Genomic DNA, 21,694 nt, shown 5'->3' on the forward strand with positions numbered 1-21,694 from the left:
GACACAAAGGCTACTTAGAGGGTCCAGTACTGCCGCACGAGATGTCGTACCCGACAGGCCAAACGCTACAATATGGCGTGACTCAGGCGCAAGAGTCCGCGGCCGTGCGTCCACATGTTCCGACACAGTTAAGCATTGCAATGAGGCTTTTCCACCGCACCGGAATGCTCCGGATTGCGCTCGCTGCGCATTGCAGGAAGGCCGGCAAAAGGGCGGCTCCTGGCGATTGACACGGTCCCGCCGCAGCATAGAATGTTGCCCACGTGCCGCCCGCAAAGGCGGCCGTTTTGTTTTCCGAAGCTGGCCGTTGCTGCGCTGGCGTCAATGCGCGCGGCAATTGTCGGCCTCAAACCGGCAGTGAACGCCATGACCAACAACGCCTCGTCGCATCTGCTCCCCGTCTTCGCCAGGTCGATCTCGGCTTCGAGCGCGGTGAGGGCGCCTGGCTGATCGCAACCAACGGCGACCGCTATCTCGATTTCACCTCGGGGGTCGCGGTGAACGCGCTCGGGCATGCGCATCCGCACCTGGTCAAGGCGCTGCAGGAGCAGGCGACCAAGCTCTGGCACATGTCGAACCTGTTCAAGAGCCCGGACGGCGAGGTGCTCGCCGCGCGGCTGTGCGAGCAGAGCTTTGCCGACTTCGTGTTCTTCTGCAATTCCGGCGCGGAAGCGATGGAGGGCGTGATCAAGCTGGTCCGCCATCATCACTTCTCCAAAGGGCATCCCGAGCGCTACCGCATCATCACCTTCGAAGGCGCGTTCCATGGCCGCACGCTGGGCACGCTGGCTGCGACCGGCTCGGCGAAATATCTCGAGGGCTTCGGCCCGCCGATGGACGGCTTCGACCAGGTGCCGCACGGCGACATCGAAGCGGTGAAGAAGGCGATCGGCCCGCACACCGCCGGCATCCTGATCGAGCCGGTGCAGGGCGAGGGCGGCGTGCGCGGTGCGCCGCAGGCGTTCTTCAAGGCATTGCGCGCGCTGTGCGACGAGCATGGCCTGTTGCTCGCATTCGACGAGGTGCAGACCGGCATGGGACGCACCGGCGAGCTGTTCGCCTACAAGCGCACGGGTGTGACGCCGGACGTGATGTCGCTGGCGAAGGCGCTCGGCGGCGGATTCCCGATCGGCGCGGTGCTGGCGACCGCGCAGGCTGCGGCCGGCATGGCGCCGGGCTCGCACGGCTCGACCTTCGGCGGCAATCCGCTCGCGGTTGCCGCGGCCAATGCCGTGCTCGACGTCATGCTGAGGCCCGGCTTCTTCGACCACGTGCAGAAGATGTCGCTGCTGCTCAAGCAGAAGCTCGCCTCCGTCGTCGACCGCTATCCCGGCGTGCTGTCGGAGGTGCGCGGCGAGGGCCTGTTGATCGGCGTCAAGGCCGTGGTGCCGTCGGGCGATTTGATCGCCGCGCTGCGCAACGAGAAACTGCTCACCGTCGGCGCCGGCGACAACGTGGTGCGGTTCCTCGCGCCTTTGATCGTGACCGAGGCCGAGATCGACCAGTCGATCACCTCGCTCGAGCGCGCCTGCGCGACATTGTCGGCGGCACAGCCGAGGAAGGCCGGATAATGAGCAAGCCGGTCCGTCACTTCCTCGACATCAACGAGCTGCCGCTCGGTGAGTTGCGCAACATGCTCGAAGCCGGAGCCGCCATGAAGGCGAAGCTGAAGGCGCACGAGAAGGGCCGGAAGCCGCTCGAGGGCAAGACGCTGGCGATGATCTTCGAGCGCCCGTCGACCCGCACACGGGTGTCGTTCGACGTCGGCATGCGCCAGCTCGGCGGTGAATCCATCATGCTGACCGGCGCTGAGATGCAGCTCGGCCGCGGCGAGACCATCGCCGACACCGCGCGCGTGCTGTCGCGCTATGTCGATGCGATCATGATCCGCATCCTCAACCATGACGCGCTGCTCGAACTCGCGGCGCACGCCACCGTGCCCGTCATCAACGGCCTGACCCGGCGTTCGCATCCCTGCCAGGTGATGGCCGACCTCATGACCTATGAGGAAAATCGCGGCTCGATCGCGGGCAAGACCGTGGCCTGGACCGGCGACGACAACAATGTGCTGGCGTCCTGGGCGCACGCCGCCGAGCGGTTCAAGTTCCAGCTCAATGTCGCGACCCCGCCGGAGCTTGCGCCGAAGAAGCCGATGCGCGACTGGATCAAGGCGACCGGCGCGCCGATCGTGCTCGGCACCGACCCGGAAGCCGCAGTGCGCGGCGCCGACTGCGTCGTCACCGACACCTGGGTGTCGATGGGCGACAAGGAGGGCGAGCACCGCCACAACGTGCTGCAGCCCTATCAGGTCAATGCCAAGCTGATGTCGCTCGCCAAGCCGGACGCGCTGTTCATGCACTGCCTGCCCGCGCATCGCGGCGAGGAGGTCACCGACGAGGTGATCGACGGGCCGCAATCCGTGGTGTTCGACGAGGCGGAAAACCGCCTGCATGCGCAGAAGGGCATTCTGGCGTGGTGTTTTAACGAAGTCGCGTAAGCACCAATGCTGTCGTCCCTGCGAAGCAGGGACCCATACGCCGCGGCCCGTGGAAAAGGCACAAGGGGAGACGCCTTGTGTCACAACAGAGTCTTGTGGTTATGGGTCCCTGCTCCAGTGCGCAATTGCGCACAAGGCAGGGACGACGTCGATCCTCGGTATGCTGAACCCCTTTATTTCACGGTCCGAGACCCCAGATAGAGCGCCATGGTTTCACAATCCCCCGACATCAAAATCACGACCGAGGCGCCAGTCCGCGCGCCGTCAGCGGTTCCTGTTGACGATGCCGTGCTGGCCTTCGAGGTCGGTGCGCTGGATTTGCGCGGCCGGCTGACCCGGCTCGGCCCCGCGCTCGACGAGATCCTGCACAAGCACGATTACCCGCCGGCAGTCGGCAAGCTGCTCGGCGAGGCCATCGTGCTGACCACGCTGCTCGGCTCATCCGTCAAGTTCGAGGGCCGCTTCATCCTGCAGACCCGGACCGAAGGCCCGGTCTCGCTGCTGATCGTCGATTTCCAGGCGCCTGACCGGCTGCGTGCCTATGCGCGCTACGACGCGGCGCAGCTCAAGCCGGGGCAGAGCTCGGGTGAGCTGCTCGGCAAGGGTCACCTTGCGATGACGATCGACCAGGGCTCGAACACCAGCCGCTACCAGGGGCTGGTGGCGCTCGATGGCGGCGGCCTCGAAGAGGCGGCCCATGAATATTTCCTGCGCTCTGAACAGATCCCGACGCGGGTGCGGCTTGCGGTCGGCGAGGAGATGCGCGGCGGCGAAGGCGGCAAGCTGCACTGGCGCGCCGGCGGCATCCTGTTGCAATTCCTGCCCAAGGCGCCCGAGCGCGCCAAGCAGGCCGATCTGCATCCCGGCGATGCGCCCGAGGGCACGGTGACGCACTCCGTGCCGGACGACGATGCCTGGGTCGAGGGACAGTCGCTGATATCGACCGTCGAGGACGTCGAGCTGATCGATCCCGATCTGTCCGGCGAGCGGCTGTTGTACCGCCTGTTCCACGAACGCGGCGTCCGCGTCTTCAATCCGCAACCGCTGCGCGCGCAGTGCTCCTGCTCGCGCGATGCGGTGTCGTCGATGCTGAAGAGCTTTGCGCCGAACGATCGCGCCGAGATGGTCAAGGACGGCAAGGTCGTCGTGACCTGCGAGTTCTGTTCGTCGGTCTACGAATTCACGCCGCAGGAAGCCGGCGTCGAGTAAGGGCGCGTTTCCGCACGCAGGCTTGTCCGGCGGGTCGCCGCCGGACGGCGCCGCCCGTTAAATCCGCTGGCAGGCAGCCAAACCTTGCAATGCAGCTGGGCCACGCGCGACAGCTCTATCCGGACGTGTGAGAGGCAATGCGCGCAAGATTCGCGCGAATGTCACTGAATGTCTTTCTCGCCTGTTCGAATTCCGCGCGCATATCGGCCTGCAATGCCGCGCTCCGCGCAAACTGATCCCGGCAGTTGTCGAGTAACTGGATCGTTTTCAGTCTCGCCGGCCGGTTTTTCGCAGCCGCGGGCAACAGCACTTCGCAAAACGGCACCAGCATCAAAACGCTTCGCTGCTCATCGGTGATCTCGAAGCTGTCCGTTGCAGGATCTTGCCGCGCGCGCAGCTTTTCGAAGGCGATGTCCAGGATGGCCTGGCAGGTATCGAAATAGGCTGCCTCAAGCGACGGAAACTCCGTTCCGGTTTCATCTAACGTGACGTTGCCGTGTGAGGTCAGATTGAAAAAGTATCTAGGCATTCGGCCCTCCTCCCCCCCCCCCGTCAGGTTGTTTGAGTCCGCTTAGGTATTGGATGTCGAACTCGGCGATCTCATGAAGACCGGCCTTGTCCCTGATCGTGAGCCGGTTCCTAGCCAGTTCGATCAAGTTCTGACTGCGCAGGACTTGCAGGGTTCGGTTCACATGGACGGTCGAAAGTCCGAGGATGTCGGCGAGTTCATGCTGCGTAAGCGGGAGATCGAAAACATCCTGAGCGTTTTAATTGCCAGCTTGCAGGCGGTAAGACACTTCGCACAGCAAATGCGCCAATCTGACCGAGGCGGAGCGTCGTCCGAGCGAGACCATCCACTCCTGTTGGATCGCCGCTTGCGCAGCCGTCTCCCACCACAATGCGCGCGCGATGGTAGGCCGTTCGGAAACGAGCTGATTTAGCTTCTCGAGCGGAATCGGCAACGAGGTCGCTGGAGTGAGCGCGGAGATTGCAGTGCGGGAACGAGGAAACATGAGCTCGCCCGGATTCAGCGCTTCTCCTGCGACGAAGATCGCGACAATCTGTTGGCTTCCGTCCTCCAGCGTTCTGAGAGCGCGAGCCATTCCGCTGCAAAGAATCACCAATGATGTGGTCTTCTGGCCCTCCTCGATCAGATGATCGCCCTTGGCTACGTGTCGCGGCGGTGAAGCGGCAGCCAGGAGGGCCCGTTGGTCGGATGGCGAAAGCTCCAGCCGCCCAGCCAGCTTGCTCAGAAGTGCTGGAGGACCCTGCGGCATCGATGATCTGTCTCTTGTGTCATACATAGTGAGCTAACCGATCGGAGGTTGCCGACACCATTCCGTAGATCTCGAGAAACTGCTTTTCGCATTCGGAGCACGCGCTATTCGGCGAAACGCGCAGCTATCTCGTCGGTGCGGTTGATCGAATCACGGATGACCTTTGCCTCCTGTTCGAACTCACGCACCCTGCTGGCCCAGGATTTGGCCATCTGCGTTCGGCCACCGAGGCTCGCCTCGCTCGCGAGCTTCCTGGCCAGCGCAATACGCTCGTCGAGTGCCCGCAACGCGCTGCCGAGCGCCCGCCGCAGATTGTCGTCGAGGGCAAGGCTCATCAGCTCAGCCGTGTAGGCGTGGCCGACGTGGCAGCGATATCGAACCAGCTCGCCTTCGTCGATTTCCCACATGACGCCGTGGCAATCGGGGCAGGCAAGCACCGATCGCCGGCCGATGCGATCCATTTCGCTCATGCTGGCTTGTCCGCCGCTTGCGACGCTGACTTCATATTCGATGGCTCCTGTGACCGGTACCGGTTGGCCTGCAGGTTGCCGCACCAACTTCTCGAACAGCGCCGGCATACTCGCGAGACTGACCACATGATTGGGTTGTGAACGCATCAAGGCGGTGGTTGGCATTTCCGGAAAGGCGGCGTCGCCTGGGTCCTGCACCACCGTGAGGCCGCCGAACTGCTTGAGCGCCGACAGGCCGGCCGCGCCGTCGCCCAGCGTACCGGTGAGGACGGCACCGACCGAGCGGGGCGCGCAGCACAGGGCCGCAGAGCGGAACAACGGATCGATCGCCGGCCGGGCATTGTTCTCGCGCGGCCCCGATCCCAGCCGTAACTGACCGCTCTCCACCAGGAGATGACGCTCGGGCGGCGCGATATAGATCCTGCTTTTTTCAAACTTCTCGCCATCCACGGCGAAGCTGGCCGGCAGCGGTCCCGCCTGGGTCAGGATCGCATCAAGGGTCGAGCGGAACTGGCTCGGCAGATGGATCACCACGAGAACGGAAGCCGGGAAATCAGGTGAAAATTCACCGGCAAGAAAGCGCAACGCTTCGAACCCTCCGGCGGAGGTGCCTATCACCACAATGTCGCGATTTGCCATGAAATGCTCCATGGCCCCGAGGTGGGAACCACTGCGTGACGCGTTGGTTCCGAAATCAGCCCAAATAGAAAATCACCGCGCGAAACTCGTGATAACATTATCAAAAATCCCGACTCGACCGAAAATGTAAGTGAGACTGCCTGATGGCCGATACCAGCGACGAGGAACGGGACGAAACGAGTGAGCCGAACCTCGCCAAGACGGTCGTCGTCGGGATCGGTGCCTCCGCCGGCGGCGTCCACGCATTGCAGCAACTGTTTGCCGCATTACCCGAGAAGACCGGCGCCGCCTTCGTCGTGGTGGTGCATCTCGACCCCGATCTGCGCAGCGAGATGTCGAACATCCTGGCTGCGCGCACCCATATGCCTGTCCTTCAGGTCGGAGAACCGATCCCGCTCAATGCGGACCACGTCTATGTGATCCCGCCCGACCGGCGGCTGCATATCACCAACGACGAAATCGCCACCGCAGAATTCGACGAGCCGCGCGGCAAGCGGGCGCCCATCGACCTGTTCTTCCGCTCGCTGGCGGAACAGCACGGGGATGGTTGCGCGGTCATCCTGACCGGCGCCGGGTCCGATGGCTCGGTCGGCGTCAGGGCGGTCAAGGAATCGGGCGGCATCATCCTGGTGCAGGACCCCAATGAGGCCGAATTCCCCTCGATGCCGCGCAGCGCGATCGCAACCGGCATCGCGGATTTCGTTTTGCCGATACACGAAATAGCGCAACGTCTGACCGAACTGGTGCGGGAAAAAAACCATGACGGACCGGGCGGCGGACTGCGCGGCCTGGATGCGGATTTGCTGCGGCGCATTCTCGCCCATGTCCGCGTTCGCACCGGGCACGATTTCTCCAAATACAAGCGGGCGACCATCCTGCGCAGGATCGCGCGGCGCATGCAGGTCACCCGAGCAGATAGCCCTAAGGACTATTACGACGTGCTGCGTGACAATACCGATGAAGCACAGGCGCTGTTGGGCGACTTGCTGATTTCGGTCACATCGTTTTTTCGCGACAAGGAAGCGTTCCGGGCCCTTGAGCTGCAGGTCATCCCACAATTGTTCAGCGGCAAGCTGAGCGATCGTTCGATCCGTGTCTGGATCCCCGGCTGCGCCACAGGCGAGGAGGCGTATTCGATCGCAATGCTGCTGCTGGAGCAGGCCTCACGGCAGGACATCCGGCCGACCATCCAGGTGTTCGGCTCGGATATCGACGCCCGGGCGCTCGCCATTGCGCGCGAGGGCATGTATCCGGCGGCGATCGAGACCGACGTCAGCGAGGATCGCTTGCGGCGTTTCTTTGTCAGGGACGGAGATCAATATCGCGTTCGCCAGGAACTGCGCGATTTGGTGCTGTTCGCCAGTCACAGCCTGCTCAAGGATCCTCCTTTCTCGCGGCTCGATCTCATCGCCTGCCGCAACCTCCTGATCTACCTGGATCGCGAATTGCAGGAGCTGGCGTGCAACACGTTCCATTATGCTCTCAATCCGGATGGATTTCTCATGTTGGGCACGTCGGAAAGCGCCGACCATCCGCCCGGCCAGTTCCGCACGTTTGACCGCAAGGCGCGCATCTACCAGTCCTCGGCTAGCCCGGGCGAACTGCGCCTGCTGCCGCGCCTGCTCGGCAGCGTTGGCCTGATTCATGAGCAGGCCGCGCATCCGATCAGGCCGCCAAGCACGACGTCGTTGCTCAATGAGGCCGCGGCGCACCGCCAGGCACTGGAAAAGCTCGCGCCACCGAGCATTCTGGTCGATCAAGCGCATCGCGTGCTGCACATGTCCGACAATGCCGGGCGATTCCTGCAACCGTCCGGCGGCCCGCTGAGCGGCAACATCGTAGACCTGGTGCGGCCGGAACTGCGGTTCGAGCTGCGGTCAGCCCTGCATCGGGTGTTTGACAATTCGCAGCCCTGGCTCAGCCTGCCGATCCCTGTCCGCTTCAACGGTGCGCCGCATCAGGTGCTGATGCATGTGAAGCCGCTGGACGACCACGACGATCATGGGGCCGGCAGCGCCGTGGTGTTGTTCATCGAGGGCGATCGGGTTGATCACCTCGCTGAAGGGCAGCTCCCGGCGAACGATGCCACCAACGAAGTTGTCGCCCGGCTGCGCGAGGAGCTTCAGCAGACCCAGTCGCGGCTGCGGACGACCCGGGAGGAATCCGACGCCGCCAACGAGGAATTGCGCGCGGCCAACGAAGAGCTGCAATCCATCAACGAGGAATATCGTTCGACCTCCGAAGAGCTGGAGACCAGCAAGGAGGAGCTGCAATCGATCAATGAAGAATTGCAGACCGTGAACAGCGAGCTCAAGCTGAAGCTTGAAGCCGTGTCGCGCGCGCACAGCGATCTCCAGAACCTGATGGCGGCGACCGATTTCGGGATCTTGTTCCTCGACTCGAGCCTGCGCATCAAGCGTTTCACGCAGCAGGTGACCGACCTGTTCAGCATCACGCCGAGCGACGAAGGCCGGCCGATTGCGGATTTCGCGCATCGACTGGAATACCAGAACCTTGTCAACGACGCGCATGCGGTGCTCGCCAATCTCTCCCCGATCAAACATGAAATCCGCAGCCGCAACGGGCGCTGGTACGACGTTCGCCTGCGCCCGTATCGAACGGTCGACGACAAGATCGACGGGATCGTCCTCACCTTCGTCGACATGACGGACCGCCGTCATACCGAAGATGCGCTCAGGATCAGCGAACGCCAGCTCCGGCAGCAGACGCAACTCGTCGAGCTTTCGCGCGATCCGATATTCATCTGGGACTATGACGGCGGCATCCTCGAGTGGAATCGTGGAAGCGAGCAGCTCTACGGCTATAGCCGCGACGAGGCGGTTGGAAAACGAAAGAACCAGCTGTTGGGCACGATGGTGCCCGGAGGATCATTCGCCGAGTTGCGGAGCAAGTTGCTCGATGAAGGCAACTGGACCGGCGAACTTCAACACAAGACCAAGAATGGCCGGGAACTGACCGTTGAAAGCCGCATCATCCTCGAGACGATTGACGGGCGACGGCTCGCCCTCGAAAGCACGCGCGATGTGAGCGAACGCAAGGCGTGGGAAGAGCAGCAGAAATTGTTGCTGCGCGAACTGACGCACCGGGTCAAGAATACCCTGACGGTCGTGCAGTCGATCGCGCATCAGACCCGGCGCTTCAGCAAATCCTACGATGAATTCACCGAGAGGTTGGATGGCCGCCTCGCGGCGTTGGCCAGGGCGCATTCGCTGCTGGTGGACTCCGACTGGAAGGGGGCCGATCTCGCAACACTGGCGCGCAGACAACTCGAGCCCTACACCTCCGGCAATAACGAACGGATCAAGGTCAAGGGCGGATCAGTCTTCCTGCCTCCCGATCTGGCAACGCCATTCGGCCTGGTTTTCCATGAGCTGGCAACCAATGCGGCCAAATATGGTTCGTTCTCGCAACAAGCCGGTACCGTGGATCTGAGCTGGACATTGCGCACCAAGGGCGATCAATCGCATCTGACGGTCATCTGGCGCGAAAGTGGCGGTCCGGCCGTCAAGCAACCGGAGACGGCCGGCTTTGGAAGCGAGCTCATTGAAAGGGCGATCCCACATGCCGTGGTTCGCCGCGAATTCGGCCCCGACGGAACGGTCTGTACGATCGAGCTGCCGATCCCGAAGGCCAGCCTGGACGATCGCGAGCGCCTCGGCTGAGCAGAATACGCAGGTCTGCTGCCATGCCGGGCAGAAGAGGATCATTGGCGGCCGCGGCCTAGTTCAGCACCCTTTTCCCGTCCGGGCTCGGGCTGTCCAGCGAGAACGTCGGCACGTCGATCTCGAACCGCTCGCCGGCTTCGGTGACCATCTGGTAGCTGCCGGTCATGAAGCCGGAGGCGGTCGGCAGCGGCACGCCGCTGGTGTATTCGAAGCGTTCGCCGGGCGCGAGCACCGGCTGCTCGCCGACCACGCCCTCGCCGCGCACCTCCTGGCGGCGGCCGGTGGCGTCGGTGATGATCCAGTGCCGCGTCCGCAGCTGCACCGTTTCCGGGCCGGAATTGACGATCACGATCCTGTACGACCAGAAATATTCGCGCCGGTCGACCGACGAGCGCTCGGGCATGAAGTTCGGCTCGACGGTGACTTCGATCTGGCGGGTAACGGCGCGGTACATACGGCTCAATCCGATGGTCCTGGTGCGTGATCTGATTTGGACCGGATCACGCTCAATCAGGGCGCCATCATAGCCAATTGGTCAGCCGGAACCAATCGCCTGCCGGGCTGTGAAAACCCGGCCCCGTGGACGGTCCGTTCATCGCGGTTTCAACATAGTTCCGCTCTAAAGCGCGGCCGCATGTCGCCGCACACTGCGCTTTGTCAGCAAGTCGCGGACCGATATTATCTTTTCAGCACGGCATGCGGGCGTCCGCAGCTGACACGGTGTTTGATGAGCTCGATTGCCGATCCCATAGCCGGTTCGCCGGTGGCTGAGGCCAAAGCCGAGGCGAAGGTTGCGGCGGCGGCGCCCGCGATCACGCTGCCGGCGACCGGTGAGCGTGAGCTGCGGCTCGATCTGTTCCGCGGGCTCGCGTTGTGGCTGATCTTCATCGATCATCTGCCGACCAATCTTTTGACCTGGCTGACGATCCGCAATTACGGCTTCTCCGACGCCACCGAGATCTTCATCTTCATCTCCGGCTATACCGCAGCCTTCGTTTATGGCCGCGCGATGCTGGAGGGCGGCTTCGTGATCGCGACCGCGCGCATCCTGCGCCGGGTCTGGCAGATCTATGTCGCGCATGTCTTCCTGTTCACGATCTTCCTCGCCGAGATCTCCTATGTCGCGACCTCGTTCGAGAACCCGCTCTACAGCGAGGAAATGGGGATCATGGACTTCCTCAAGCAGCCCGACGTCACCATCGTGCAGGCGCTGCTGCTGCGCTTCCGCCCCGTCAACATGGACGTGCTGCCGCTCTACATTGTCTTGATGCTGTTCCTGCCGCTGATCCTGTGGCTGATGAAGTGGAAGCCCGATGTCACGCTCGGCCTGTCGGTGTTGCTCTACGCGCTGACCTGGCAGTTCGATCTTTACCTCTCGGCCTATCCGAACGGCTTCTGGGCGTTCAATCCGTTCGCCTGGCAATTGCTGTTCGTGTTCGGCGCCTGGTGCGCGCTCGGCGGCGCGCGGCGGATGTCGCGGATCCTGTCGTCGAACATCACGATGTGGATCTGCATCGTCTATCTCGTCGCCGCGTTCTTCGTGACCCTGACCTGGTACGTGCCGCAGCTCGGCCACATCATGCCGAAGGTGATCGAGCAGTGGATGTATCCGATCAACAAGACCGACCTCGACGTGTTGCGGTTCGCGCATTTCCTGGCGCTCGCAGCCCTCACCGTGCGCTTCCTGCCCCGGGATTGGCCGGGGTTGAAATCGCGCTGGCTGCGACCATTGATCCTGTGTGGCCAGCATTCGCTTGAGATATTCTGTCTCGGGGTCTTCCTCGCCTTTGCCGGACACTTCGTGCTGGCCGAAGTGTCGGGCGGTGCTGCACTGCACGCCTTGATCAGCGTCTGCGGCATCCTCATCATGTGCGGCATGGCGTGGATTATTTCGTGGTACAAGCACTCCGCCGACAAAGGCGCCTCGAAAAAAGGTGCCGACGGCAACGCCGATCTGGCGGGAGGGGGAGCATGAAGTCCGCGCGGACGATGCTGGGCCTGATGTTGCTGGCCGCCACTTTGGCGGCGGCGCCCGCGCGCGCCGGCGACACCCCCGAGCCCGCACCACCGGCACCGCCCTGCGACGTGCCCGCCTATCTCCTGACCAGCGAAAGCTCGCTGCCGAAGGTCACCGATGCGGTGAAGGCCAATCAGCCGCTCAACGTGTTGGTGGTGGGCAGCCGCTCCTCGACTATCCCCGGCAACGAGGCGAGCGCCTATCCGGCCACGCTGCAGGCGGCGCTGAAGGAGGCGTTTCCGGCGGCAACCATCGATTTATCCGTAGAATTACAGGCAAAAAGCACCGCCGAAGAGACCGCGGGAGCCCTTGTTAAGCTTGTTGAGGCAAAAAAGCCTACTTTGGTTATCTGGCAGACCGGAACGGTCGATGCTATGCGAGCGATCGATCCCGACGACTTCCGTACCGCCATCAACGAAGGCGTTGTTGCGCTGCGGGGCGCCGGGGCAGACGTGGTGCTGGTCAATCTGCAATACAGCCCGCGCACGGAGACGATGATCTCTGCACCGCCATATCTCGACAATATCAAGGTGGTGGCGCAGCAGCACGACGTTCCGCTGTTCGACCGGTTCGCGATCATGAAGCAATGGAGCGACGCCGGATATTTTGACCTGTTCAGCACCGCGCATGGTGTCGACCTGGCCAAGAAGGTTCATGCCTGTCTCGGCCGCGCACTGGCGAAATTCGTGATTGATGCGGCCCATCTGGGCCCGGTGCAGCAGAATTAGAGGAAGCAGAGTTGTGATGCGTTTCGCCTTCCCTTTTTGCTCTCGCGCAGGGCTGAGCCTGCGCGCCGCAGCAGTGCTCGTGCTGCTTGCGCCGCTGTCGGTCGCGCCGTCGCGTGCGCAGACCGGCCAGGCCGACCAGCATGCGGCGCTGTCATCGGGTGCCGCAACAAAGTCCGACGCCGCACGGCCTGATGCGGGCAAGCCCGCCACGATGGCGGCCGACGCCGCCAATCCGCAACAGCCCGGCATTGCCTCCCAGGCGCTCGACAAGGTCAAGCAGGTAGCGAGGTCGGCCTCCGACATCTTCCACCGCGTGCCCTGTCATCAGCCGACCGGCGTGCCCAACACCACCGGCTCGCTGCCGCATGTCGCGGCCAAGCTCGCAGCCGGCAAGCCGGTCGTCATCATCGCGTTCGGCTCGTCCTCGACCCAGGGCTATGGTTCGTCGGCACCGGAATTCACCTATCCGAACCGGCTCGCCGCGCAGCTGCGCCGGCAGTATCCCTCCGCCGACATCACAGTGCTCAACCGCGGCAAGGGCGGCGAGGACGCGCCGGAAATGATGAAGCGGCTGCAGACCGAAGTGATCGACATGCATCCGGACATGGTGATCTGGCAGGTCGGCACCAACGCCGTGCTGCGCAACCTCGATCCCGTCGAGACCGCCAAGCAGGTCGAGGACGGCGTGGCGCGCATCCAGGCCGACGGCGCCGATCTCGTGCTGGTCGATCCGCAATATTCGCCGCGCGTCACCGAGCGTCCGGAAAGCGCGCGCGGCATGGTGAAGCTGCTCGGCCGCATCGCCACGCTGCGCCATGTCGGCATCTTCCCGCGCTTCGAGGTGATGCGCGACTGGCATGAGAAGCAGGCGATCCCGATCAACGACTTCGTCATCGCCGACGGCCTGCACATGAACGACTGGGGCTATGCCTGTTTCGCCCAGTTGCTCGGCGACGACATCATCCGCTCGGTCGGCGCGATCAAGATCGGCGTCAACGTCCCGTCTGACGTGCGGACCTACCGGCCGATGTGATCGGCCGGTCTCCTCTCCCGGTATCTTGTCTGTCACCGTCACCCTGAGGAGGCCGCGTAGCGGCCGTCTCGAAGGGTCGACGGCCCGGCTGGTGGCCGTCCATCCTTCGAGACGCGCTTCGCGCTCCTTAGGATGACGGGACTTATAGCTTCCCCCAAGCCCTCCAGCTTGACCTCGCCGCGGTAATCCGCTCCCTTGGCGCCTGCTACCAAGCCTCAAGGGAAACGCTCATGTCTTTCGTGCTGGCCATCGATCAGGGCACCACATCGTCGCGCGCCATGGTGTTTCGCGGCGACATCTCCATCGCCGCGGTCGCGCAGCAGGAGTTTCCGCAGCACTTCCCGGCCTCCGGCTGGGTCGAGCACGAGCCGGAGGACATCTGGACCTCGACCGTGATGGTGTGCCGCGAGGCGCTGGAGAAGGCCGGCCTGAAGGCCAAGGACATCGCCGCGATCGGCATCACCAACCAGCGCGAGACCACCGTGGTGTGGGACCGCGCCACCGGCCAGGCCGTGCACCGCGCCATCGTCTGGCAGGACCGCCGCACCGCCGACATCTGCGCCAAGCTCAAGGCCGAAGGCCATGAACCCGCGATCTCGGCGAAGACCGGCCTGATCATCGATCCCTATTTCTCCGGCACCAAGGTCGCCTGGATCCTCGATCACGTGCCCGGCGCGCGCGAACGCGCCGAGCGCGGCGAGCTCTTGTTCGGCACCGTCGACTGCTATCTCTTGTGGCGGCTCACCGGCGGCCGGGTGCACGCGACCGATGCGACCAACGCCTCGCGCACGCTGCTGTTCAACATCCACACCGGCGCCTGGGACGACGACCTCGTCAACCTCTTGCGCGTGCCGCGCTCGATGCTGCCCGAGGTGAAGGATTCCTCCGCCCGGTTCGGCGAGAGCACCGCGGACCTGTTCGGCGGCCCGATCGCGATCTCGGGCATCGCCGGCGACCAGCAGGCCGCGACCATCGGCCAGGCCTGCTTCGAGCCCGGCATGATGAAGTCGACCTACGGCACCGGCTGCTTCGCGCTGCTCAACACCGGCACCACGCCGGTGGCCTCGAAGAACAAGCTGCTCACCACCATCGCCTATCAGCTCAATGGCCAGCGCACCTACGCGCTCGAAGGTTCGATCTTCGTTGCCGGCTCTGCGGTGCAGTGGCTGCGCGACGGGCTCGGCATCATCAAGCATGCCGCCGAGACCGGGCCACTTGCCGACAAATCCGACAGCATGCAGAGCGTCTACCTCGTGCCGGCCTTCGTCGGCATGGGCGCGCCGTACTGGAATCCGCGCGTGCGCGGCGCGCTGTTCGGCTTGACCCGCAACACCGGCCCGGCCGAGCTCGCGCACGCGACCCTGGAGAGCGTCTGCTACCAGACCTTCGACCTGTGGGCCGCGATGCGCACCGACTGGCCGGAGGCGAATGCCGCCAACACCGTGCTGCGCGTCGACGGCGGCATGACCGCATCCGACTGGACCATGCAGCGGCTCGCCGACCTGCTCAACGCGCCGGTCGATCGTCCAATGATCCAGGAAACCACGGCGCTGGGGGCGGCCTATCTCGCCGGCCTCGATGCCGGCGTCTATCCGGAGCCTGCAAAATTCGCCGACAATTGGCGGCTCGAGCACCGCTTCCGCCCGGCGATGAGCGAGGCGACCCGCGATCGCAAGCTCGCCGGCTGGGCTCGCGCCGTGAAGGGCGTGCTGGCGAGCGACGAGGGGGAGTAGTGCGGGCTGAAGTTCTGCTTCGCTCGGGCCGCACGCTCGCTTCACCTCTCCCGCTTGCGGGGGAGGTCGCATTGCATCGGAGATGCAATGCGGGTGGGGGCTCCTTCCACATAATGCCAAGTCCCATCGCGGCTTTACCCCACCCCGGTCCTCTCAACGCGAGCTTTGCTCGTCGCGGCCCGCAAGCGCTGCGGCTCAAGACGTCGCATAATCAATAACAACCATCGGGAGAAAACCATGAACACGGATCTCAACCGCGTCACCAAGTTACTCACTGCCGCGCTCTGCACAGCGATGCTCGCCGCTCCCGCCGCCGCCCGCGACAAGGCGAGCCCGCTGGTGGCGGCGCGCGAGGTCAAGACCGACGTCGCCGGGCTGAAGGCGCCGGGCCAGATCCTGGTCGACGTCTGGGGCATTCCGCATATCTATGCCGGCAACGAGCGCGACCTGTTCTTCCTGCAAGGCTTCAACGCCGCGCGCGACCGGCTCTGGCAGATCGATCTCTGGCGCAAGCGCGGGCTCGGCCTGCTGGCGAAAGACTTCGGCCCCGCTTATGCCGAGCAGGACAAGGCGCTGCGTCTGTTCCTCTATCGCGGCGACATGACCGCGGAATGGGCCGCCTACGGACCGAAGGCGAAATCCTATGCCGAGGCGTTCGTCGCCGGCGTCAACGCCTATGTCGCCGACGTCAACGCGGGCAAGCGGCCGCTGCCGATCGAGTTCAGGATCGCGGGCACGAAGCCGGACCTGTGGTCGGCGGAGGACGTCGTGCGCGTGCGCAGCCATGGCCTGACGCGCAACATCGCCTCCGAGGTGAAGCGTTCGCTGGTCGCCTGCGCCGCCGGCCTCGATGCCGATCGCTTCCGCGTCAAGCTGGAGCCGGAATGGACCACCAAGATCCCCGACGGCCTCGATCCCTGCAGCGTGCCGAAAGGCGTGCTCGCGGCCTATGACCTTGCCACCCGCCCGGTCAAGTTCGCCGCCCCGAAGGACCAGAAGGCGGCGCTGGCGCATGATCCCGACACCTACCTCGCCGAGGCCGATCAGCAGCGCGACACCATCGGCTCCAACAACTGGGTGATCGCCGCATCACGCACCGCGACGGGACGTCCGATCCTCGCCAACGATCCGCATCGCGAGCATTCGGTGCCATCGCTGCGCTACATCGTCGGGCTCAATGCGCCCGGCATCTCGGTGATCGGCGCCGGCGAGCCGGCGCTGCCGGGCATCTCGATCGGCCACAACGGCACCATCGCCTTCGGTCTCACCATCTTCAACGTCGACCAGGAAGACCTCTACGTCTACGAGCTCAACCCTGATAATCCGAACCAGTACCGCTACGGCACGGGCACGGGCTGGGAGGACATGCGCGTCGTGCATGAGAAGGAAGCGGTGAAGGGCGAAGCCGACCGCGACCTCGAGCTGAAGTTCACCCGCCACGGCCCGGTGATCTTCGTCGACGCCGACAAGAAGCATGCGTTCGCCGTGCGCTCGATCTGGTTCGAGCCAGGCACCTCGGCCTATTTCGGCTCGTCCGACTACATGACCGCGAAGTCGTGGAACGGCTTCCTCGGCGCGATGCGTCGCTGGGGTGCGCCGTCGGAGAACCAGGTCTATGCCGACACGTCAGGCAATATCGGCTGGGTCGCCGCCGGCAAGACGCCGCGCCGCACCAGCTTCGATGGGCTGATGCCGGTGCCCGGCGACGGCCGCTACGAGTGGCAGGGATTCCTGTCGCTCGACGAATTGCCGAAACTCTATCAGCCGAAGCAGGGTTTCATTGCCACCGCCAACCAGGTGAACCTGCCGGCGGACTATCCCGTCAACGAACGCAGGGTCGGCTTCGAATGGTCCGACAGTGCGCGCTGGCAGCGCATCACCGAGGTGCTTGAAAAGAACAGCAAGGTGACTCTGGCGGATGCGATGGCGCTGCAGAACGACGACACCGGCATGCTGGCGCGGCGCCTCGTCGCGCTGCTGAAGCCGCTCACGTCTGACGATGCCAACGTCAAGAAGGGTCTCGACCTGCTCAAGGCATGGGATGCACGCGACACCGAGGACAGCGCCGCGGCCGCTGTCTATGAAGTGTGGATCGCAAACCACCTCGGCCCGGTGCTGCTCAAGACCACGGCGCCGAAGGCGGCCGAGCTGATCGCGCCGGAAGCCTCCAGCATCTCCGCCATAACAGGCTATCTCGAAAAGCCCGACGCCGCGCTCGGCAGCAATCCGGCAGCGGAGCGTGACCGCGTGCTGCGCGACAGCCTCGGCGCGGCCGTCGCCGATGTCACCGACAAGCTCGGGAGCGATGCGTCCATGTGGCGCTGGGGCCGCCTGCATGTCGCCAAGTTCGATCATGCGCTGATGCCGCTCGCCGACAAGGCGACCGCGGCGCAGATGTCGGTCGGCCCGCTCGCCTTCGGCGGCGCCGCCAACGTGCCGCGCGCCGCCACCTATCGGCGCTCCGACTACCATCTCCTTTCGGGCGCCTCGTTCCGCATGGTGCTCGATGTCGGCAATTGGGATGCGAGCCGCACCGTCAACACGCCAGGTCAATCCGGCGATCCCTTCAGCGGCCACTACCGCGACCTCGCGCCGCTCTGGGCAACCGGCCAGTATGTCCCGCTGCTCTACAGCCGCCCGGCGGTGGAAGCCGCAACAGCGGAGGCGATCACGCTGACGCCGCGGTGAGGGGGAGCCCCACCGTCGTCACCTCGCCGACATCGGCTTGACGCAGGTATCCATGATCAATGCGCAAATGAAACTCGCCACCGCGCCTGCACCGGCGCCGTAGAGCGAGAACACCAGGTCGATGAGCAGGATCTTGCCGCCCTCGAGGAAGAACAGGGCCAGCAGGTACACGATCAAATAGACAAGCGCTCCCAGCAGCGTCGCGACAAGGAGCCGGAGGCCGGCAGGTCTCCGGTAATCGTAGCTCTTCACATATGCCCGGGCGGTGATGAGCGATGGGACAATGCCGATGGCATAGCAGGTGAGCCATCCATAGACGCTGAGGAGCATTCCCAGGGATGCGTCGATCTTGTCAGCAAGCGAGTCGTGATTGGCGATCGTTGCCGCCAGGAAGAACAATGGCGTGGATATCGGCGGATTGACGACCAGAAATATTATGGCTGCTTGGCCGAAGGAGTATTGGCGAGGAGCGGCCCGGGCAACGCTTGGACTTGATTCGATATTTGACAAACTCGCCTCCGTCGGAAGGTTGCCATTTCGCACTTGAAACTAGAGTCCGTGGCTTAACGGAATCATACAATCATTGGTTGATAAGCGGTTTTGCTGGATGGATGCCGCTTCGGCGTCATTTGCGTCGATGGGCCGGCCGGCCGTGGAAGCCGCGACCGCGGAGGCGATCACGCTGCCGCCGCGATAAGGGAAGCCGCAAGGCACGCCACAAACTCCGCCGTCGTCCCGGCGAAGGCCGGGACCCATTACCACAGGGTTCTGTTGTTGAACGGCGCTGTGGCCCCAGCGCGCAAGAACAATTGGCATCGGTGGTTATGGGTCCCGGCCTTCGCCGGGACGACACCGAGTGTGTGGCCGTCGGCCTCGATCTACCTCTCCTGCTTCTCCTGCAGCGCCAGCAACGCGCGCAGCGTGCCGTCGCTGAGCTTGCCGTTCGGCGACGGCGTGCGCCGCTCGACGGTCTCGACCGGTCGGGCGTGCGGACAAATCGGTAACATTGTTACGCCGCGTTGCATTGCATCTGCCGCGACATGCGGATATCTCCCGCCGGAGCATGATCCGGAAAAGTGTGAAGCGGTTTTCCGATCAGGATCATGCGCAAACAGGGATCGCGCGATGCTGCTGCCTGACGGTTACTCCGACATTCCTCACGGCAAGATCGCCGCCGTCGTCACGCATCTGGAAATGACCGCGCGCCCGCCGATGCGCGACGATCCGCCCGGCGCCTGGCGGCTGCGCAAGGTCGATCCACCGGCGCTCGACTGGTATCGCGATATTTTATCGCCGTGTCGGCGAGCAATGGCTGTGGTTCACCCGCACCGGGCTCGACGACGCCGATCTCACCTCGCGGATTCATGCGCCCGGCGTCGAGCTCTACGGGCTGGTCGCGGATGGCCGGAAGGCCTGCTCGAGCTCGATTTCAGCGTGCCCGGTGAATGCCAGCTGCTCTATTTCGGCGTCACCGCAAAGTTCATCGGCACCGGCGCCGCGCGCTTCCTGATGAATCGCGCGCTGGAGATCGCCTGGTCGCGCGACGTCGGCCGTTTCTGGGTGCACACCTGCACCTTCGATCATCCCTCCGCGGTCGCGTTCTACCAGCGCTCGGGCTTCCGCGCGTTCAAGCGGCAGATCGAGGTGGCGGATGATCCGAGGCTCAACGGCAAACTGCCGCGCGATGCGGGGCGGCATGTGCCGGTGATTGGGTGAACAACGGTGTTTGTAATCGTGTCTGTTATCGGACGGAACTGATAACTATCGGTCGAATTACGTTCCAGATGGCCTTCAAATCCGAGCGTGCCGGATGGAAATCGGGATTATGAACATACTGGTGCATCGAGTGTGCAGAAACGATAGGTTTGTCGCCCTCAAACTTACGAATGATGCTCCTTCCCTTACTATCGATGAATTTGCGGTTAAGCATTGAGTCCGCCACAGCAGATACTTTTTTTGCAAACGTATCATTCTGTCCAAAAACTAATCCCTGCGCTTTGCCATAGTGATTGATTGCTATTTCAAGTAGGACCCGCATGAGAACTGCGATCGCGTTGTCATGCTCATCAAATTCCAGACTAAATTGTAGCTCCCTCCAAATCTTCTCGGCGCGCTCCAAACTTGGATGCCTAACAAACGGATTCTCGTCGGCGTGCGAGATTAAGTTCTTATCTTTTGTGGTTTTGCGTTTGGGACGAACTGGAGACGGGATATTCTCTAAACTATCTGTCTTCTGGCTAATGCGTGCTGGAACATTGTCGATAGACATTCCCTCACTCTTTAGTCGATCAAGATACTGGCCCTTCTTCTCGTTGTTCCAGACGTCATTTAGCACCACGCGACGATTGCTAAGGTCAGAAGCAATTCGTTGCAGCGTTGCTAGATTGTCATCCCTATTGCCTAAGTAGGTGAGGACACCGCCAGAAAAGGAAATGCCTGCCCGCTTTCGGATAGGTTCTGAACTCAGCAGGCGTTCAAGGTTTAGGCGCAAGTCGGATACCGCAATAGGCGCGATTCCCATCAACTACCCCGTAAAATAACCAATTGGCCAATCCTACAACTTTGAATTGCTAGTTGGGTGCCGTCAAGGGGAGGGCTGGTCTAAGTGTATCCGCGCGGAGCTGGGTGAAGTGATTGAGCGTGTTGCAACGCAGCGCAAGCCATCTACGATGGTGCAAAGTGCAACCTCTGACCCCGGCCTGGCCGCCGCACCTCGAAAGCCCTGCTTTCGTAGGTCGCGTCTTGCCGCGGCATGACCTTCGAGATGAAAGATGTTCCTGATCGGCCAGTACGACTCGCCCTTTGTCCGCCGCACCGCGATCGCGCTGCGGCTCTACGGATTGCCGTTCGAGCACAAGCCGTGGTCGACCTTCGGCGATGCGGAGAAGGTCGCGGCGTACAATCCGGTGCGGCGGGTGCCGACGCTGGTGCTCGACGACGGCGAGGCGCTGATCGAGAGCGGCGCGATCCTCGATTATCTCGACGAGCTGGTCGGGCCGGAGAAGGCGATGATCGCGCGGTCGGGGGCCGAGCGGCGCAGGCATCTGCGCATCACCGCACTGGCAACCGGGCTCGCCGACAAGGCGGTGAGCCTCGTCTATGAGCGCGTGCTGCGCAAGGTGCAGTTGAAGCTCTGGGTCGAGCGTTGCGAGGCGCAGATATCAGGCGTGCTCGCGGTGCTGGAGCAGGAGCGGGCGTCGGTGCCGTCGCCATACTGGCTGGGCGATCGCATCGGTCACGCCGATATCGCGGTGGCCTGCGCGCTGCGCTTCACCGGCGAGGCGCATCCGCATCTGTTCGATGCGCGCTACCCGGCGCTGCAAGCGCACGCCGCGCGCTGCGAGGCGCTGCCGCCGTTCCAGGAGATCGTGCAGCCGCTGGCGCCGCCGAAGGGGTAGGGGCGTATATCGCCGACCTCTCTCCGCCGTCATTCCGGGGCTCGCGAACCGAGAGCCCGGAATCCATTCCACTGCTTGTTTTGCGGCCCGATGGATTCCTGGCTCGGCCCTTCGGGCCGCCCCTGAATGACGAAGAAATGCCGTGCAGCAAGCTCAGTGTCGTCCTGGCGAAAGCCAGGACCCATTACTCCGAATTTCATTTGTTGAGCGACGCTGGGGCCGCCGTCCCGTTCATCACTGCATGCGGTGGTTGATGGGTCCTGGCTTTCGCCAGGACGACATCGGTGAATACGGTGCAGGCGACGGTCGATCGAGACAA

At 63.5% G+C, this 21,694-nt stretch carries 16 protein-coding genes and 3 pseudogenes; 11 read left to right on the top strand and 8 right to left on the bottom strand.

All coding sequences use genetic code 11. The annotated features are described in order from the left end of the window. Positions 1–366 precede the first annotated feature (366 nt). The 3 genes and pseudogenes from AKN84_RS30480 (at position 367) to AKN84_RS30490 (ending at position 3,706) form a co-directional block, all read left to right on the top strand. Positions 367–1,571: pseudogene (locus AKN84_RS30480) on the top strand (acetylornithine transaminase). Then, positions 1,571–2,497, top strand: coding sequence for an ornithine carbamoyltransferase (gene argF, locus AKN84_RS30485; protein ID WP_050424202.1), 927 nt, complete (start codon positions 1,571–1,573; stop codon positions 2,495–2,497). Before AKN84_RS30480 ends, argF begins: the two are co-directional and overlap by 1 nt. 207 nt (positions 2,498–2,704) lie before the next feature. After that, a complete protein-coding gene (locus AKN84_RS30490; protein ID WP_050424203.1) occupies positions 2,705–3,706 on the top strand; it encodes an Hsp33 family molecular chaperone in 1,002 nt (333 codons plus the stop codon). A 115-nt stretch (positions 3,707–3,821) separates the two neighbouring features. Here the strand turns inward: AKN84_RS30490 and AKN84_RS30495 are convergent, their stop codons facing one another. The 4 genes and pseudogenes from AKN84_RS30495 to AKN84_RS30505 all read right to left on the bottom strand — a co-directional run bounded on the left by AKN84_RS30495 (position 3,822) and on the right by AKN84_RS30505 (position 6,092). Then, entirely contained in the window at positions 3,822–4,235 is a 414-nt protein-coding gene (locus AKN84_RS30495) for a DUF6894 family protein (protein ID WP_050424204.1), read from the bottom strand. Beyond that, positions 4,228–4,449: pseudogene (locus tag AKN84_RS49410) on the bottom strand (Crp/Fnr family transcriptional regulator); the annotation flags it as partial. The gene AKN84_RS30495 and the pseudogene AKN84_RS49410, both read right to left, overlap by 8 nt. A 24-nt stretch (positions 4,450–4,473) precedes the next feature. Next, on the bottom strand, positions 4,474–4,983 hold the full coding sequence (locus AKN84_RS30500) for a Crp/Fnr family transcriptional regulator (protein WP_244485590.1): 510 nt from the start codon (positions 4,981–4,983) through the stop codon (positions 4,474–4,476). Between the two features lie 104 nt (positions 4,984–5,087). Then, a complete protein-coding gene (locus AKN84_RS30505; protein WP_050424230.1) occupies positions 5,088–6,092 on the bottom strand; it encodes a chemotaxis protein CheB in 1,005 nt (334 codons plus the stop codon). Positions 6,093–6,235: 143 nt separating this feature from the next. Between AKN84_RS30505 and AKN84_RS30510 the strand changes: the two genes are divergently transcribed. After that, positions 6,236–9,775 (top strand): chemotaxis protein CheB, encoded by a 3,540-nt coding sequence (locus AKN84_RS30510; protein ID WP_128971285.1) that lies wholly within the window; start codon positions 6,236–6,238, stop codon positions 9,773–9,775. 58 nt (positions 9,776–9,833) lie between these two features. Here the strand turns inward: AKN84_RS30510 and apaG are convergent, their stop codons facing one another. Then, positions 9,834–10,232 carry a Co2+/Mg2+ efflux protein ApaG gene (gene apaG, locus AKN84_RS30515; RefSeq protein WP_050424205.1) on the bottom strand — a complete coding sequence of 133 codons (399 nt, stop codon included), beginning with the start codon at positions 10,230–10,232 and terminating at the stop codon, positions 9,834–9,836. 273 nt (positions 10,233–10,505) lie between these two features. Here apaG and AKN84_RS30520 point away from each other — a divergent pair, with 273 nt between their 5' ends. The 5 genes from AKN84_RS30520 to AKN84_RS30540 all read left to right on the top strand — a co-directional run bounded on the left by AKN84_RS30520 (position 10,506) and on the right by AKN84_RS30540 (position 17,977). Beyond that, positions 10,506–11,753, top strand: a complete 1,248-nt coding sequence (locus tag AKN84_RS30520; protein WP_050424206.1) for an OpgC domain-containing protein — start codon at positions 10,506–10,508, stop codon at positions 11,751–11,753. Further along, positions 11,750–12,523, top strand: coding sequence for an SGNH/GDSL hydrolase family protein (locus tag AKN84_RS30525; RefSeq protein ID WP_050424207.1), 774 nt, complete (start codon positions 11,750–11,752; stop codon positions 12,521–12,523). Before AKN84_RS30520 ends, AKN84_RS30525 begins: the two co-directional genes overlap by 4 nt. Before the next feature lie 16 nt (positions 12,524–12,539). Next, positions 12,540–13,556 (top strand): SGNH/GDSL hydrolase family protein, encoded by a 1,017-nt coding sequence (locus AKN84_RS30530; RefSeq protein WP_050424208.1) that lies wholly within the window; start codon positions 12,540–12,542, stop codon positions 13,554–13,556. 230 nt (positions 13,557–13,786) lie between these two features. Next, positions 13,787–15,289: a glycerol kinase GlpK gene (gene glpK / locus AKN84_RS30535; RefSeq protein ID WP_050424209.1), complete on the top strand. Its 1,503-nt coding sequence runs from the start codon at positions 13,787–13,789 to the stop codon at positions 15,287–15,289. A 237-nt stretch (positions 15,290–15,526) separates the two neighbouring features. Beyond that, the gene (locus AKN84_RS30540; protein ID WP_050424210.1) at positions 15,527–17,977 is read left to right on the top strand and encodes a penicillin acylase family protein; all 2,451 of its coding nucleotides are present in this window, start codon (positions 15,527–15,529) and stop codon (positions 17,975–17,977) included. 18 nt (positions 17,978–17,995) lie between these two features. Here the strand turns inward: AKN84_RS30540 and AKN84_RS30545 are convergent, their stop codons facing one another. Both AKN84_RS30545 and AKN84_RS50080 read right to left on the bottom strand, forming a co-directional pair. After that, a complete protein-coding gene (locus tag AKN84_RS30545) occupies positions 17,996–18,487 on the bottom strand; it encodes a hypothetical protein (protein WP_128971286.1) in 492 nt (163 codons plus the stop codon). A gap of 368 nt (positions 18,488–18,855) precedes the next feature. Next, positions 18,856–18,984, bottom strand: a complete 129-nt coding sequence (locus AKN84_RS50080) for a hypothetical protein (protein WP_283805548.1) — start codon at positions 18,982–18,984, stop codon at positions 18,856–18,858. Between the two features lie 118 nt (positions 18,985–19,102). On the opposite strand from AKN84_RS50080, the pseudogene AKN84_RS30550 reads away from it, so the two are divergent. Beyond that, positions 19,103–19,693 (top strand): annotated as a pseudogene (locus AKN84_RS30550) (GNAT family N-acetyltransferase). 25 nt (positions 19,694–19,718) lie between these two features. On the opposite strand, the gene AKN84_RS30555 reads toward AKN84_RS30550, so the two are convergent. Next, the gene (locus tag AKN84_RS30555) at positions 19,719–20,498 is read right to left on the bottom strand and encodes a hypothetical protein (protein WP_050424212.1); all 780 of its coding nucleotides are present in this window, start codon (positions 20,496–20,498) and stop codon (positions 19,719–19,721) included. A 250-nt stretch (positions 20,499–20,748) separates the two neighbouring features. Between AKN84_RS30555 and AKN84_RS30560 the strand changes: the two genes are divergently transcribed. Then, entirely contained in the window at positions 20,749–21,375 is a 627-nt protein-coding gene (locus tag AKN84_RS30560) for a glutathione S-transferase family protein (RefSeq protein WP_050424213.1), read from the top strand. Positions 21,376–21,694: the final 319 nt, after the last annotated feature.

The sequence above is a fragment of the Bradyrhizobium tropiciagri genome, assembly GCF_001189845.1.
GTDB lineage: Bacteria > Pseudomonadota > Alphaproteobacteria > Rhizobiales > Xanthobacteraceae > Bradyrhizobium > Bradyrhizobium tropiciagri.